This window comes from Desulfonatronospira sp. MSAO_Bac3, assembly GCF_003838035.1.
Taxonomy (GTDB): domain Bacteria; phylum Desulfobacterota; class Desulfovibrionia; order Desulfovibrionales; family Desulfonatronovibrionaceae; genus Desulfonatronospira; species Desulfonatronospira thiodismutans.
On the sequence record NZ_QYZY01000250.1, the window covers coordinates 1 to 14,669 of the forward strand.

Below are 14,669 nucleotides of genomic sequence, written 5' to 3' on the forward strand. Positions count from 1 at the left end.
CCCAGCTCCCCAGATATTCCTGCATACTGTGCTGCCGGCCCTGGCTGTCTTTAAGAGTAAAATCCAGAGCCTGCTTTCCAGTTAGATCCCTGGAACCTGTCATAATATTTTTCTTATCCCCTGTTCAGCCAGTTGCATGTAAAGTTTCCTGAACATCTACTGACCTCTGATTTAGAATCCCCGAATCCCTCAATCCTTCAATCCCAGAATCCCTAAATCCCCCCTTTCTTCTCCACGCCCCATGCCTGCCCCGTGAAACAGCCTAAAGGGCTCCCTGTCGTAGACAGGGGTTTCACCGGGGCCCCATTCCCCACGCCCTCTTCCCCATGCCCCATGCCCCATGCCCTCTTCCCCATGCCCCATGCCCCATGCCCCATGCCTTAAATCCCCCAATCCCTTAATCCCCAAATTCCCAAATTCCCCAATCCCCCAATTCCCCAATCCCTCAATTCCTCAATTCCTCAATCCCTCAATTCCTCAATTCCTCAATCCCTCAATTCCCCAATCCCCCAATCCCCCAATTCCCGAATTCCCGAATTCCTACCGATTCCTGGTCCCGGACAGCATATTGGGATGGTGGGCCTCGTAATCCATCTCCATGGTGTGGCAGACTGAACAGTTGTTGTTGGCTCCGATGGCATAGGGTTCGCCCTGATACTGCAGCGGCTGCACATTATCCCTGTCCTGGCCGAACTTGTTTTCAGCCGGATATTCAGCATGGGTGGCCCCGTGGCAGGACTGACACATCAGCCCCATATAATCCGTGCGCATGCGGTACAGCTCATCAACCTCCTCGTTCCAGACATTAAAGGCCGACACCTGGTCACTTTCAGGCTGCTGAAAATCCTGGTGGCAGGTCAGGCAATCCGGCTGCTGCTCCCAGGGGATCCTGGGGTTTATCTCCTCGGTGGAATCCACGAGCCTCGGCTCAATAAGACTCATATGCCGCGAGGCCTGCTCGGTCTTGCCGGCTTCATACTCGCCTTTTAAAAGGGTCAGGGCATGATCCTCCAGGGTACCATGACAGGAGGTACAGTCCAGATCCACCCTGGTGGCGTGCACCCCGCGCTTGCAGTCCGTGTAGAGATCCGGGTCGCTTGGATGACATGCATTGCAGGCCTCCGCCCCTTCCCGGTCGGACAGATAATGGACGTGAAATCCATGCAGGGCCGCGGGCAGATTTAAAATATCCGGGTCACCGGGCGCATTTAAGAGCGGATCAGCGTGACAGCTCTGACAGAGTACCGGCTCTCCGGCTTCAGCCCTGGGCATGAGATTAGTGTCATGCCTTCTGTCGTGGTTTTTTAATACGTCCGAGGCGGTCTCGGCGGCGATGCCCATTTTACCGTCCACTCTCCATTCTCCGCCATGACAGTTGTTGCAGCCCATTTCCGCGGATACCGGGGCCACCACCTTGGTCTCGGCCAGCAGCTCCCCGCTGTCCTTGTCCCTGGCCTCTATGTAGAAGAATGGATACGGGTTTATGCTCCCGTCGTCGCTGTAGGGCACCACTGGTATGCCGTCAGCCACAAAGGTCCACAGATCCTCGTTGAGAGTCATCTCCCCCTGCATGCCCAGGCCTTTGGCGCTTACGTTTTCCGGAAGCTCCCTGCCGGCCAGGGACTGGGAGTTGTCCCAGTAACTGACATGGTTTGCCGGATTTTCAAAGCCCTCCTCCGGACGGAAGGTAATCTCCACCCCCTGGGTGACAATCTCGGGCATGAAATCCCGGCGCACCAGCTGTGCATAAATGGTGTTGCCCGGGGGCAGCATGGACCAGTAGTCATCGCAGTCGGTAATGCATTTAAGCCCCAGGGTATTCCAGGCCATGAGGACGTATTCGTCCTCATCGGGATCAAAAGGCGGGATGTCAAAGTCAAACTCGGGGACATCCACGGTTCTTGGCTTTTCCGGCTCTTTTCCCTGGATCTCCTGGACAATGAAGGCCGCCAGGGCCTGGCGCTCCTCCCGGGTACCCATGAATCTGGGCATATAGTCATATACATGGCCCATGCCGTCCAGCATGGAGTCCATGCCGAACTGGCCGAATTTCTCAGTCACCGGGATGATATCGTTCATGAACCCGCCCCGGGAATGACAGGCTGAGCACTGGATATTGTACAGATCGCGCCCGGCTTCTAACTTGTTCTCGCTTGTGACCTGGTCATGCTCGGTCCACCTGGCCATCTTGAGCATGCCCTTTTCGTTTATTTCCTGCTCCATTTCCACCGGGATGGAACTGGAATACATGTGCTCATAAATGACGTGGGGGCGTCTTCCGGCCTCGCGGATCCACTCGAAGCTGCCCATATACAGAAGGCCGATCATGAGAAATATGATAGTTATCGGCCTCTTGATGCTGCCTGGCATGCGGATGGAGATAATCAGCCCGCCGATGACGATAACCACCGAGAGCCAGATAAAGGCCTGGAAAAAAGGCACAATCTCCGGGGAGCGGCCCAGGATCATGGCCTGTGCCCCCTCGGGAACAGACTGCAGGTACCAGTAGCCGCTGATGAGCATGAATACAAAGGGTGCCAGCAGCCATTTGGCGCAGTAGCGGATCATCTGCTCGCGCAGGTCCGCATCCCTGATCCAGGATGCGGTGACAAAACCGTAAAGACCGGCCAGCATAAGGGCAATAAATGTCCTGAAGAACAGGGCCGGCCAGAAAGTGGGATTGAAGAATGCGTGCCAGACATTACCTGTTTCCAGCCACTGCCCCGGAGAAAGCATGAAGGCAATAATCCCGTTTATAACAAAAAGAGACAGCCAGGCGAATATAAAGTACAGCCAGCCCATGAGCAGGTGTTTTCTGCGCTCCATGGAGCCGAATGTATAATAGTAGACGAATATGGCGATAATCTCGGCCATGAAAAAGACCCATTCAATGGCCCAGAAATAGACAAAGGTATGTATGAGCATGGACGTGGCCCCCGGGCTTACCAGAGAAATGGCGAACCAGATGCCTACACCGGTTACCGCTCCGAAGACCAGGGTCAAGAGCATGAAAAACTTGGCGTGCTTCTTGGTATATTCCAGGATGCCGGGATTGTTTTCCCGGTAACCCTTCATTTCCGTGAGAACCAGAAACAGCCCGCCGCCGATGGCGAAATGGGCCACAAACACGTGCACAATGGCGATAGTTGCAATCCAGAACCCTCCGCTGAAGGTAAACAGTTCCCACACCGGATAATTCATTTAGGCCTCCCTTTTGGCCTCGAAAGCCAGCTTGAGCATGTAAAAGACCACTGCCAGCCCCAGAACCAGGAATACGATGAAAAAGTAAAGCGGCGAATACTGAGGAACCACCTCAAGGTCCCGGGGATGAAAATACGGGGCCAGGTAAGCCTGTCTGACCAGGTCGCGCACAAGGACCATGAACACCACCGTGCCCAAAAGTGCTGCAGTGGTGGGCCAGAGCATTTCCTTGAATCCAAAAAAAAGGCTGAAGCCCGCCCCGGCCAGGGCTACCAGAAATATCGCCGTATGCAGGGCGCTGCCGCCCATGAACAAAAGCATAATGTCCGTGGGCAGGGAGATTAGAAACCAGACACCCACAGCCACCTGCACCAGGGTGGCGTAGGAAAACCAGCTGAGCCCCTCCCGGATATACTCCGTGGCCCGGGGATCCTTTTTAAACCTCCAGATGATGGCTGTGGCCAGACCGCCCACGGCAATGGAGGCCAGCACGAAATGCAGGTACCTGGGGATAAGGGTTGGATCTCCAAGGTTGAGCATGGTCCCGGAGCGGTTTTCAAAATAACCCGTCCACTTCTCGGGATTGAGCATAAGGGTCATGTTGTTGGTGAACAAAAAGGCGATGATCAGGCCGAAGATCACTGTCACCGCCAGGAACAAGAGCTTGAGACGCGACAGTGTGTCGTACTTGAAATCATAGATGTAGGCGCTGTAGTAGAATATCAGGAGCAGGGCTATCACCGGCAGCCAGTACATGCCCATGAGTACCGAGCTTGTGTAGATGAACTGGGAGTAGAGCACCTGCAGAAAAAGAAAAGGGGCCACCCCGAAATTGATGGTAAAGGCAATGGTATAGGGAAGCTTAAGGGAGATGTCCTTGCATACTGGACAGTGCTTGTCCCCGCTTTTGATATGCTTGACTAAGGCCATAATACCCATGCCCAGCATGGAATTCATTAAAAGCAGGTGCATGATGAAGGTGAGAAGCAGAAAAAAATAAAACCAGCCCCATTCGGTGGGAATGGTGTCCGACACGGGGATCAGGGCGGATGGATCCATAATGCTCCCTCGATATTATTTGTGTTGAAGGAAAAAATGGCTTGCTCTGCTTTGCAGGTCCAGGTATAGTGATTGTATCAAGCTGAAAAGCGCAATTACTAATACACAGGCCTTGTCCTTTGTGCAACTTTTTTTTCAGATCAAATCTGTTGAGCGATCAGGATGAGGCATGGGGACTGACTCTCTTAGAACTTATGTATAAACAGATACTTGAGTACAATATATACATCTATAATCCTTCCACACTATGCAGGAGGAAAAATAAATGCCTGACCAGGATATGCGCAAAAGAAGCCGCGTCGAACTTCAGCTTTCGGTGAGCATCCAGCAAAATGACGTGCATGGCTTATTAAAGACCAGCAACCTGAGCCTCAAGGGTCTTCTGGCTGATTACCATCCGGATTTCACCGTCAATGAACCCTGTGAGCTGGTTATACATCTAAGCTCCGGCCTGGAGATCGGCATAACCGGGATAGTAGTCTACTCCAGTCCGGAGCGGGGCACTGCCGTGGATTTCGTCCAGATGGACGAGGAAAGCTTTTACCACCTGCTGAACGTGGTCCGCCTGTATTCCACTGACCCGGACCAGGTGGAAAGGGAACTGCTCACTCCGGCCTTTGACAGTTCCACCCTGGAGCAGCTCAAAAACAGCTACCGCGGGCATTAGTCCGGCCCGGCACAACCCCGCACGACTGTGGCTGGACCCGGCAAACCAGGGGCCTGGTTCAACCTGTCTTCTTCAATACCAGGATCAATACAGGCCGCGGCCTTCACTGCCTGCAAGGCGTATCCACCCGTGGCCACAGCCGGCTCTACAGGGTCAGCCTCTGGCCTCCGTCGGCCTGTCCATGCACATCTCCTTGAGCCATGCAGGAACACGCACCGGACGTCCATTGGACCCCATGCACACGTGTTCAGTGCGCCCCAGGGTGTGCACCCGGTCCTGGTCAGGGCCGAGCACCTCGTATTTAAATGAAAAAGAGGCCTTGCCCCAGTCACAGATGGCTGCCCGGATATATATCAACTCGTCGAACCTGCAGGGATGCAGGTACTTGCACCAGGCCTCGGTCACCGGCATATACACACCCCTGGCCTCGATCTCGGTGTATCCTATGCCCCGTTCCCGGATATATGTACTGCGGGCCTTTTCAAACCAGTGCAGGTAATTGGAGTAGTAGACCACACCCATGGCATCTGTCTCGCCGTAGGAGACCCGATGGGGATGCCTGGTTTCAGGGGAGGGAAAGTCAGTGGCGGGCTTCACGCATCACCTTTTCTGTTCAGGGCGAAAGGCAGCAGATCGTGGCCATGCTCCAGAAAAATCCCGGTGCTGCGTGCTTCTTTCTCGCTGAATGTTTCCGGCCCGGAGGCCTGCTGCCGGCTGTCGTAGACCAGGAAAGGCACAGGATCCCGGGCATGGGTGCGGATCTTGATGGGAGTCAGGTGATCGCAGCAGGTGATTATTATCACGTCCTCGCCCCTTAAATGCTCCAGCAGAGGCCATACTATCTGCTGGTCAAAACGCGAAATGGCCTCCACCTTGTCCCGGATACTTCCCATGTGTCCGCATTCATCAGGAGCCTCCAGGTGGACAAAGACGAAATCTCCTGTTTCCAGAAAGGTTTTGGCGGCATGGAGCTTGCCCTGATAGTTGGTATCCAGAAGTCCGGTGGCCCCGGGTACGTCCACCACTCTCATGCCGGCTGCCCGGCCCAGTCCCTTGACCAGGTCCACTGCGGATATGACCGCACCTTCCAGAAAATACCTGTGCTTGAATGCAGGAAGCCTTAGAGGCCCGCCCTGCCCCCATGGCCAGATGGCCCGGGCACTGGTGTCATTGCCCCCTTCCTGCAGAATTTCTGCCGCCCGGCGCACCAGGTCCCAAAGAGCCGGGTAGCCCTGGTATTTTTCCAAATCCCCGGCCAGGCTCTGATCCAGGAGGTCGTGCGGCGGGGTTATGTCCAGACCGGCCGCCCTGCCCGGCAGACCCTTTTTCTGCACCAGGATATGTCTGTACTGCACTCCGGCATGGAAGGAAAACTCGGAGCTCCCCAGTTCTTTCTGCAGGCCGTGCATAAGTTCTGCTCCCTCCCGGGAGCCTATGTGCCCTGCCGCATAATCCAGCATGGTGCCGGACTGTGAAAAATCGCTTACATTCACCAGGTTGCAGCGCCAGACCAGGTCGTCCTCCGCAGTCTCCAGGCCCATGGCCACGGCCTCTATGGGACCTCTGCCCGTGTGATACCGCCCGGGTTCATAACCCAGAAGAGTCATATTGGCTATGTCCGAACCAGGGGGCATATTTTCCGGGATTGTCTGGCAGAGCCCCACTCTGGAGATGGGGGCCAGAAAATCCATACCCGGAGTATCTGCTTCCTCCAGGGGAGTTTTCCCACCCAGCTCGTCCAGGGGCCAGTCCCCCATACCGTCGCCCACCAGCAGCAAAACCTTGGTCATGATCCATCCAGATTATTGATTATGGGATTAGGGGATTAGGGGATTAGGGGATTGAGGGATTAAGGTATTGAGGAATTGAGGAATTGTCATTTCTTCCCCATGCCCTATGCCCCATGCGCCATGCCCCATGCCCCATGCCTTAAATCCCCAATCCCCAAATTCCCAAATCCCCCAATTCCTAAATTCCTAAATCCCTAAATTCCGAACCCCATCTACCCCAGTATCCTGTAATGCACAGCCGGGGCGATGGTAAAATCAAACCTGTCGATTTCCCCCAGGGCCTTGTGCACGGCTTCGGCCTGGGCCTTGTGGGTCAAGAATACAATGGGCACCCCGCCTCCCTGGGGCTGGGACTCCCGCTGCACCACCTGGGCGATGCTGATGTTGTGCTCACTCATGACCCCGGCCACAGCCGCCAGCACCCCGGGCTTGTCCTGGGCGGTAAAACGGAAATAATGCCTGCTTACGGCCAGCTCCGGCCTGATGACCTCTGCCCTGGGCAGCACCTTTTCCAGAAACCCGGTATTGTTGGGAACGGCATTGTCCCGGGCCAGGGCCAGGATATCCGCAAGCACCGCACTGCCTGTGGGCAGATCGCCCGCTCCCTGGCCGTATAGCATCACCTGGCCTACGGCGTTGCCGTCTATCAGTATGGAATTATATGGGCCTTCCACCTTGGCCAGGATGTGGTCATTGGGCAGAAGGGCCGGAAAGACCCCGGCCTGCAGGTGGCCGGACTTTTCGCGCACCTGGGCGATGAGCTTCAGGGTGCAGCCGAATTCAGCGGCCATGGCGATATCCATGGAGCTGGCCCCGGATATGCCCTGTACCGGCAGGATATTCAAAGGATAATCCACGCCGTAGGCCAGACGGATGAGCAGCACCAGCTTGTGCGCCGCGTCCAGGCCGTCGATATCCAGGGACGGGTCCGCCTCGGCATACCCCAGATCCTTGGCCGCCTGCAGCGCGGTTTCAAAATCCTGTCCTTTCCTGGTCATCTCGCTCAGGATAAAGTTGGCTGTGCCGTTTAAAATCCCGGTCAAAGACCGGATGCGGTCTCCGGAAAGGCTTTCTTTCAGGGTCTGCACTATGGGTATTCCCCCGGCCACGCTTGCTTCGTAATATAGACCCACTCCCTGCTCCTGGGCCAGGGCGAAGAGCTCATTGCCCTTTTCCGCCAGAAGAGCCTTGTTGGCGGTGACCACGTGCTTTTTTTCCTTCAGGGCGCTTTTAATCAGGCTGTGGGCTGTTTCCAGGCCGCCCATGAGCTCCACCACCATGTCCACTTGCGGGTCATGCACCAGATCCTGGGGATCGGTCACTATTGCAGTCTCGGGACCGGGGATCACGGAACGCTTTTTGCCGGGGTCCCGAACCAGGACCTTCTGAATCTTCAGTTCCTTGCCCAGCCTTCTATTTATCCAGTCGCTGTTTTCCTGGATTATTCTGGCCAGGCCCGTTCCCACGGTTCCAAAGCCGGCCAGACCCAGGTTGATAACCTTTTTCTGCACTTACTCCCTCCAGAAACTGATGCTTGATTTTTAGCCCAGGACCTTCTTGACCCCGCGCAGGGCCTGATTGATGCGGTGCCTGTTCTCCACCAGGGCGAACCGCACATGGTCATCCCCGTAATGGCCGAAACCCAGTCCAGGGGACACGGCCATCTTGCCTTCCTGTAAAAGCAGCTTGGAAAACTCAACAGAACCCATTTTCCGAAATTCCTCTGGAATCTTGGCCCAGACGAACATGGTGGCCTTAGGCTTTTCCACCTTCCAGCCGATGCGGTTTAAGCCCTCCACCAGAGCGTCCCTGCGGTCTTTGTAGATGTTCACGATGTCCTGCACGCAATCCTGGGGACCGTTCAAGGCAATTATGGATGCAATCTGGATGGGCTGAAAAATGCCGTAGTCCAGGTAGCTCTTGATGCGGGTCAAAGCGTGCACCATGTCCTTGTTGCCGCAGCAGAAGCCCATACGCCACCCCGGCATGGAATAACTCTTGGACATGGAGAAAAACTCCACACCCACATCCCTGGCCCCGGGGATCTCCAGCATGCTGGGCGGGGTGTAGCCCTCAAAACTCAGATCAGCATAAGCCAGGTCGTGAATGACCCGGATATTGTGCTCCCTGGCGAAATCCACGATCTTCTGGAAAAAATCCCGGTCAACCACAGCCGTGGTGGGATTGTGGGGGTAACAGATGATGAGCAGCTTGGGCATGGGCCAGGTCTGCCTGGTGGCGGTGAGCAGGTCCTCGAAAAAGTCCCGGTCCAGACCGATGGGCACCCTGCGCACGTCTGCACCGGCTATGATGGCTGAATATGGATGAATGGGGTATGTGGGGTCCTGGGAAAAGACCACGTCTCCGGGACTGAGCATGGCCAGGGCCAGGTGGGAAAGGCCTTCCTTGGCCCCCATGGTGGCGATGGCCTCGGTCTCGGGGTCCAGGTCCACGTCATAGCGCCTTTTATACCAGTCGCAGATGGCCTTGCGCAGATTGGGAATACCCTTGGATGCGGAATACCTGTGATTGACCCCCTTGGAGGCGGCCTCCACCAGCTTGTCCACTATATGCTGGGGCGTGGCCAGATCGGGATTGCCCATGCCCAGGTCCACAATATCTTCACCCTGACGGCGAAGCTGCATCTTCAGGTCATTGACGATGGCAAAAACATAAGGGGGGAGCCTGTTAATACGAGCAAATTCAGCCATTCAAAACTCCTGCAACGTAAATTGGTTGGATAAACTTAAACACACGAAACATCCGCCGCCGCGGGCACAAATAATTATTGTAATGGGCGTACTTGTCAAATGTCAAATATTTAGGTTGACGCTTGCAGCTACTTTGGTTATTTTTTCCAAATAACGCAAGGCATGGATCAAATCCAGGTCAGCAACAGGAGAGGTGGCCGAGTCGGCTGAAGGCGCTCGCCTGCTAAGCGAGTAAGGGCTTAACCGTCCTTCGAGGGTTCAAATCCCTCCCTCTCCGCCACAGTCAACAACTCCCAGGCTTCAAGGCCTGGGAGTTTTTTATGCCCCGCTTCTTCAACCGGGAGCACAGATTTTATCCCTGCATCCCTGAAGGCACCCTGCTTTGGACATCAAGAACATCTTTCTGGACCGGGACGGGACCATCATCGAGGACAGGCACTATCTGTCCAGCCCGGATCAAATCGTCTTTCTGCCCGGGGTTGTGCAGACCCTGCAGGCCATGCAGGCCGCAGGCTGCAGCCTGTTTCTGGTCACCAACCAGAGCGGCATCGGCCGCGGCTACTTTTCCCTGGCCGACTACCAGCTTGTTCACCAGGCCCTGCTTGAGATGCTTGCAGAGCAAAATGTATTCATGAAAGACTGCTCCTTCTGCCCCCATGCTCCAGAAGCTGATTGTTCCTGCCGCAAGCCGGGCACCGGCATGTGGGAGACAATCAGCCTCAGGCACGCTCTGCAGGCGAATCAAAGCATCATGCTCGGAGACAAGCAGGAAGATATCTCTTTCGGCCGGAACTGCGGCTTTGCCGCCAGCATACTGCTTGGCACAGGCAAGGGAGAAAAGAGCATGGCCGGCCTCGGCATCCCCCCTCTTCCGGCCGGGTGGATGGAGCCCGAGGCCCCTGATCTTCCCGGCATGCCTGCGGCAGTGGCCATGGATCTCCCCTCTGCCTGGCAGTGGCTGCAGCAAAGGTATGGCTGATGCGTATTATGGATAATTCTTCACCCGGGACATAAATGAGTTTCAGGCGTATAGGAATCTGGCAGACAGCCTTTCTTGGCGATGCAGTACTGACCCTGCCCCTGCTGCAGAATCTGGCCCGGGCGTTTCCCGGGGCCCACATGACCTATTTCGTACGCAAGGGCCTGGGCCCTCTTTTTGAGCCAGATCCAGGCCTGCAGGTCCAGGAAGTGGACAAATACGGCCGCGACAGCGGCCCCCTGGGCATGATTCGCACCCTGGCCTCAATCCGCAGGCAGGGGTTCGACCTGTGGGTATCTCCCCATACAAGCTTTAGAAGCGCGGCGATTTCCGCCTTCTCGGGCATCCCCACCCGCATCGGCTACGACTCCCCCCGGTTCAACCGGGCCGCCTACACTCATACCTGCAGCAGACGTTTTGACCAGCTCGAAGAAATAGAACGCGTGCTCCAGCTTTTATCCCCCATAAGCGTCCCCGCCCTGGAGACCTGGCCAGGGCTTCATCTCCACCCCCTGGCCAGGGAAAAGGCCGGTGAGTTCCGGGCAAAACACACAACCGGTCCTGTTCTGGGAGTGCACCCGGGATCCACCTGGGCCACCAAGAAGTGGCCCGGCGCATACTTTGCTGAAGTCATAGACATGGTCCACGACAACCTGGACATGCAGGTCATGCTCTTTGCCGGTCCAGGCGAAGAAAAGGCCGCCAGGGAAATAAAAGACCTGGTCCGCCGCCAGGACCTGCTCCTGGATCTTTCCGGCCGGCTGGACCTGCCCGGCCTGGCCGCATTCCTGCAGGGCCTGGACTGCTACCTGTGCAACGACTCCGGCCCCATGCATCTGGCCTGGACTCAAAATACCCCTGTTGCGGCCCTTTTCGGCCCCACAACCAGGTCCCTGGGATTCTTCCCCCGGGGAGAGCACTCCACAGTCCTGGAAACGGACCTGGAGTGCAGGCCCTGTGGACTGCACGGGAGCAAAAGCTGCCCCCAGGGGCATCACCGCTGCATGCTGGACCTAACGCCCAAAAAAGTATTTGATGTCATCAGGGAAAAAATCCATGCCCGGCAATGAACCTGAAAATTTCGTCGTGATTCGCCTGGGCTCCCTGGGAGACGTTGTCCTGACCACAGGAGTGCTTCAGGCCTGGCATGCCCGCACTGGAGCACGCTTTATCTTTGTCACCAAAAAGGCCTTTGCCCCGGTCCTGGAAAAACATCCGGCCATAAAGGAGATCATCACTGTTCCAGGCAAGTATCTGACCACTCCCGGGTGGCTGAACTTCTGCCGCCTGCTGGCCCGCCGGTTCAGGGACCTGCAGCTCATTGATCTTCACTGCAGCCTGCGTTCAAGGATACTAAGGGCCATGTGGCCCTGCCGGACTTTTGCCTACCCCAAGATGGCCCTGCACAGGCGGATGTTCGGCCTCACCGGCATGGATCTGTTTGGGCGCGAGCTCTTAAAATCCAATATCCCCCAGCGCTACTTCCGCGCCCTGTATCCCCGGCCTCCAGCCCGGGACACTCTTGAGCCCCGCATTCACCTGTCCTCTGCGGAAAAGGCCGAGGCGCGGGAGACCCTGTCCCGGTCCGGAATCACTCTTGCCAGCCAGCATACGCCGTCCAGACCCCTTATCGCCCTGCACCCCTATGCCACCCATCCGGCCAAGGCCTGGCCCACGGACAACTGGCTGGCCCTGGCCACCCTGCTGGAAGACCGCGGCATGGACTGGGTAATCATTGGCCGGGAAAATTACTCCCTTCTGCCGGACAGCTCCAGGGACCTGACTTCCAGGACAGACATCCGCCAGACCTGTGCTCTGCTTGAGCACTGCTGCGCCTTAGTCACCGGGGATTCCGGGCCCATGCACCTGGCCCGGGCCGTGCATACTCCACTGGTGGCCCTGTTCGGACCTACCACCCGGGAATGGGGATTTTTCCCTGCAGCAAAAAACAGCCTGGTCCTGGAATCAGAACTGCCCTGCCGGCCCTGCTCCCTGCACGGCAGACTCAAAAACACCTGCACCGCCCCCTGCATGCACCACATCACCCCCTCCCGGGTCCTGGACGCCCTGAACCGGATTTCTTCCGGCTCCAGGACGCTTAATACGGATTAACTGCTCAAAAAAGATATTTTTTATCTCTCGTCCCCTTCCATCCAAACACCCCCATACTTTCTTCCCCATGTTCCATGCCCCATGCCCCAATCCCTTTTCGACCCTCTCCGAGCTATAGGCTCTCCGAGCCGGAAGCCGATCCCGATACCGACCCCGACACCGACTAAACCATTATCATATGAGGAGTTACATCACCTGACCGCCCAATTCCTTCAGTTCCCAAGCCTTTCTCCCCTTCTTCACCTTTCACCATTCCGCATTCATCATTCATCATTTCTTCCTCCCCCAATCCCTCAATCCCTCAATCCCCCAATCCCTCAATTCCTCAATCCCCCAATCCCTCAATTCCTCAATTCCTGAATTCCTGAATTCTTAAAGCCATCAGCAAAACAGCCGATACTTACAATAAGGCACCAATTTTGCTTCAACCAGAATCAACAACCACCGGGGATCACAGTTATCCTCCGGGCGTGCAGCTTCCAGGCACAAAAAAGCCCTGGCCCGGAATGCTGCCGGGAATAATTTTCCGCATTTTTCGCACAAGACCAAGCCAAGGAGGCATATAATGCCGGATCTGACTTCAGGACAGATACGCTTTGACGGATTGGGCTCAGGCATGGACTTTGACCAGATCGTCAACCAGATGGTCCAGATTGAAGGCCGCCGCATCCAGAGGCTGCAGCAGGACATGCAGCAGGAGCAGGTCAAAATGGAGGCTTCCCAGGAGCTGCAGAACTCCATGGTCTCCATGCGCTCCGAGATGGATTCCATGAACACTCTGGATGATTTCTTCATCCGCAGTGCCGAATCCGGCCAGGAGAGCGTGGCCTCGGCCTCGGCGGACAGCAGCGCCGAAGAAGGCTCATACAACCTGGAAGTAGGCCAGCTGGCCCGCAACCATATCATGTTCAGCAATGAAGGTTTTGCCGAGACAGATGATCCCGTCAACGATTCCGGTGAAGCCAGAACCTTCAGCTACCAGTACGGTCCCGAAGAAGGCGAGGACGCCCATGAACGTGTAGATCTGGAGGTTCCCGATGGCACCACCCTGCAGGGCCTGGTGGAACTCATAAACGAGGACCCGGACAACCCCGGGGTCCGGGCTACCCTGATCAACGACGGCAACGAATATTTTCTGCAGCTGAAGGGCATGGATCAGGGGGCTGACTACAAGGTAGAGATAAAAGATGAAGAAACGGACCTGGATGGCTTTAAAGCAGACGATTTCGACACCAGCCAGGAGGCCCAGAACTCAAAGATCAAGGTGGACGGCTGGCCCCGGGATGAAGTTGACGAAGACGGAGAGGTCACTGAAGAGCGCTGGATAGAACGCGATTCCAACTCCGTGGACGATGTTATCGAAGGCGTGACCCTGAACCTTTATGAAACAGGCGAGACCCAGATAACAGTTTCCGATGACCACGAGGCCATCAAGGAGCAGGTGCAGGAATTCGTGGACAGCGTCAATAATGTCCTGGCCATGATGCAGGGGGTCTCCAGGATCGAGGAGGACGAGGAAGCCGAGGATGATGACATGGCCGGTCCCCAGACCTCCCTTCTCACCGGCAACTACGGGGTGCGCATGGTCCAGGACCGCATCAGGGACGTCCTGGCCTCAGCCGGAGTCGGCTTTGACCGTGATGACGACCCCTTTCCCAACCTGGGCAGCATCGGCATCAGTACTGTGACCGACGAAGAGGAAGAGGACTACGGGCTTTTGCGCCTTGACGAATCCCGCCTGGATGAAGTCCTGGACGAAGACCCCCAGGCCGTGGCCGAGATATTCAGCGCGGACAACGAACCATCCACAGACACCTCTGATTTCCGCTTTGCCTCCCAGATCGAAGGCACCACCAGGCCCGGCCTGTACGAGGTGAGCTATACCATTGAAAACGGACAGATCCAGGAGGCTTACATTGACGGTGAAGAAGCCCGCTTCGACAACCAGGAAATGACCATCAGCTCCAGGTCAGGTGACTCGCGGGGGCTGGTCATTCGGGTGGACAATCTATCAGACGGTGAATACCAGGGCAATGTCCGCCTCAAGCAGGGCAAAGCCGGAGAACTCTCGGATGCGGTCCGGGAAATGACCGATCCCGAGAGCGGCACCTTCAGAATCATGGAACAGGGTTACGAAAGCACCATCCAGA

General features: G+C 56.3%; 11 protein-coding genes and 1 tRNA gene. 6 read left to right on the forward strand and 6 right to left on the reverse strand.

The window, feature by feature from the left end; genetic code table 11:
- Positions 1-540: 540 nt before the first annotated feature.
- Together D5S03_RS08580 and D5S03_RS08585 are read right to left on the reverse strand one after the other, a co-directional pair.
- Positions 541-3,201 carry a cytochrome ubiquinol oxidase subunit I gene (locus D5S03_RS08580; protein WP_287043504.1) on the reverse strand — a complete coding sequence of 887 codons (2,661 nt, stop codon included), beginning with the start codon at positions 3,199-3,201 and terminating at the stop codon, positions 541-543.
- Complete coding sequence (locus tag D5S03_RS08585; protein ID WP_287043505.1) at positions 3,202-4,260, reverse strand: hypothetical protein; 1,059 nt, start codon at positions 4,258-4,260, stop codon at positions 3,202-3,204. It abuts the gene before it with no gap.
- Between the two features lie 265 nt (positions 4,261-4,525).
- Between D5S03_RS08585 and D5S03_RS08590 the strand changes: the two genes are divergently transcribed.
- Positions 4,526-4,927 (forward strand): PilZ domain-containing protein, encoded by a 402-nt coding sequence (locus D5S03_RS08590; protein WP_008871476.1) that lies wholly within the window; start codon positions 4,526-4,528, stop codon positions 4,925-4,927.
- 153 nt (positions 4,928-5,080) lie between these two features.
- Here D5S03_RS08590 and D5S03_RS08595 read toward each other — a convergent pair whose 3' ends face one another.
- From D5S03_RS08595 to D5S03_RS08610, 4 genes are all read right to left on the reverse strand, one after another.
- Positions 5,081-5,524: an acyl-CoA thioesterase gene (locus D5S03_RS08595; RefSeq protein WP_287043507.1), complete on the reverse strand. Its 444-nt coding sequence runs from the start codon at positions 5,522-5,524 to the stop codon at positions 5,081-5,083.
- Positions 5,521-6,717 (reverse strand): cofactor-independent phosphoglycerate mutase, encoded by a 1,197-nt coding sequence (locus D5S03_RS08600; RefSeq protein ID WP_008871479.1) that lies wholly within the window; start codon positions 6,715-6,717, stop codon positions 5,521-5,523. Before D5S03_RS08600 ends, D5S03_RS08595 begins: the two co-directional genes overlap by 4 nt.
- A 212-nt stretch (positions 6,718-6,929) precedes the next feature.
- Positions 6,930-8,228 carry a homoserine dehydrogenase gene (locus D5S03_RS08605; protein WP_287043509.1) on the reverse strand — a complete coding sequence of 433 codons (1,299 nt, stop codon included), beginning with the start codon at positions 8,226-8,228 and terminating at the stop codon, positions 6,930-6,932.
- Between the two features lie 30 nt (positions 8,229-8,258).
- On the reverse strand, positions 8,259-9,428 hold the full coding sequence (locus tag D5S03_RS08610; protein WP_008871481.1) for an aminotransferase class I/II-fold pyridoxal phosphate-dependent enzyme: 1,170 nt from the start codon (positions 9,426-9,428) through the stop codon (positions 8,259-8,261).
- Between the two features lie 187 nt (positions 9,429-9,615).
- Here D5S03_RS08610 and D5S03_RS08615 point away from each other — a divergent pair.
- The 5 genes from D5S03_RS08615 to fliD form a co-directional block, all read left to right on the forward strand.
- Positions 9,616-9,708, forward strand: a tRNA-Ser gene (locus tag D5S03_RS08615).
- Between the two features lie 102 nt (positions 9,709-9,810).
- A complete protein-coding gene (locus tag D5S03_RS08620) occupies positions 9,811-10,407 on the forward strand; it encodes a D-glycero-alpha-D-manno-heptose-1,7-bisphosphate 7-phosphatase (RefSeq protein WP_287043512.1) in 597 nt (198 codons plus the stop codon).
- Positions 10,408-10,442: 35 nt separating this feature from the next.
- Entirely contained in the window at positions 10,443-11,477 is a 1,035-nt protein-coding gene (locus D5S03_RS08625) for a glycosyltransferase family 9 protein (RefSeq protein WP_008871483.1), read from the forward strand.
- Entirely contained in the window at positions 11,464-12,519 is a 1,056-nt protein-coding gene (locus D5S03_RS08630; RefSeq protein ID WP_287043514.1) for a glycosyltransferase family 9 protein, read from the forward strand. The genes D5S03_RS08625 and D5S03_RS08630 overlap by 14 nt, the downstream gene beginning before the upstream one ends.
- A 565-nt stretch (positions 12,520-13,084) precedes the next feature.
- Positions 13,085-14,669 (forward strand): flagellar filament capping protein FliD (gene fliD, locus D5S03_RS08635; RefSeq protein WP_287043516.1); only part of this gene is annotated, 1,585 nt, incomplete at its 3' end.

What these genes read in the sequence shown, in the direction of transcription:
- D5S03_RS08600 (WP_008871479.1), bottom strand. Translation starts at nt 6,717, where the DNA reads ATGACCAAGGTTTTGCTGCTGGTGGGCGACGGTATGGGGGACTGGCCC.
- D5S03_RS08630 (WP_287043514.1), top strand. Translation starts at nt 11,464, where the DNA reads ATGCCCGGCAATGAACCTGAAAATTTCGTCGTGATTCGCCTGGGCTCC.
- D5S03_RS08590 (WP_008871476.1), top strand. Translation starts at nt 4,526, where the DNA reads ATGCCTGACCAGGATATGCGCAAAAGAAGCCGCGTCGAACTTCAGCTT.
- D5S03_RS08610 (WP_008871481.1), bottom strand. Translation starts at nt 9,428, where the DNA reads ATGGCTGAATTTGCTCGTATTAACAGGCTCCCCCCTTATGTTTTTGCC.
- D5S03_RS08580 (WP_287043504.1), bottom strand. Translation starts at nt 3,201, where the DNA reads ATGAATTATCCGGTGTGGGAACTGTTTACCTTCAGCGGAGGGTTCTGG.
- D5S03_RS08585 (WP_287043505.1), bottom strand. Translation starts at nt 4,260, where the DNA reads ATGGATCCATCCGCCCTGATCCCCGTGTCGGACACCATTCCCACCGAA.
- D5S03_RS08625 (WP_008871483.1), top strand. Translation starts at nt 10,443, where the DNA reads ATGAGTTTCAGGCGTATAGGAATCTGGCAGACAGCCTTTCTTGGCGAT.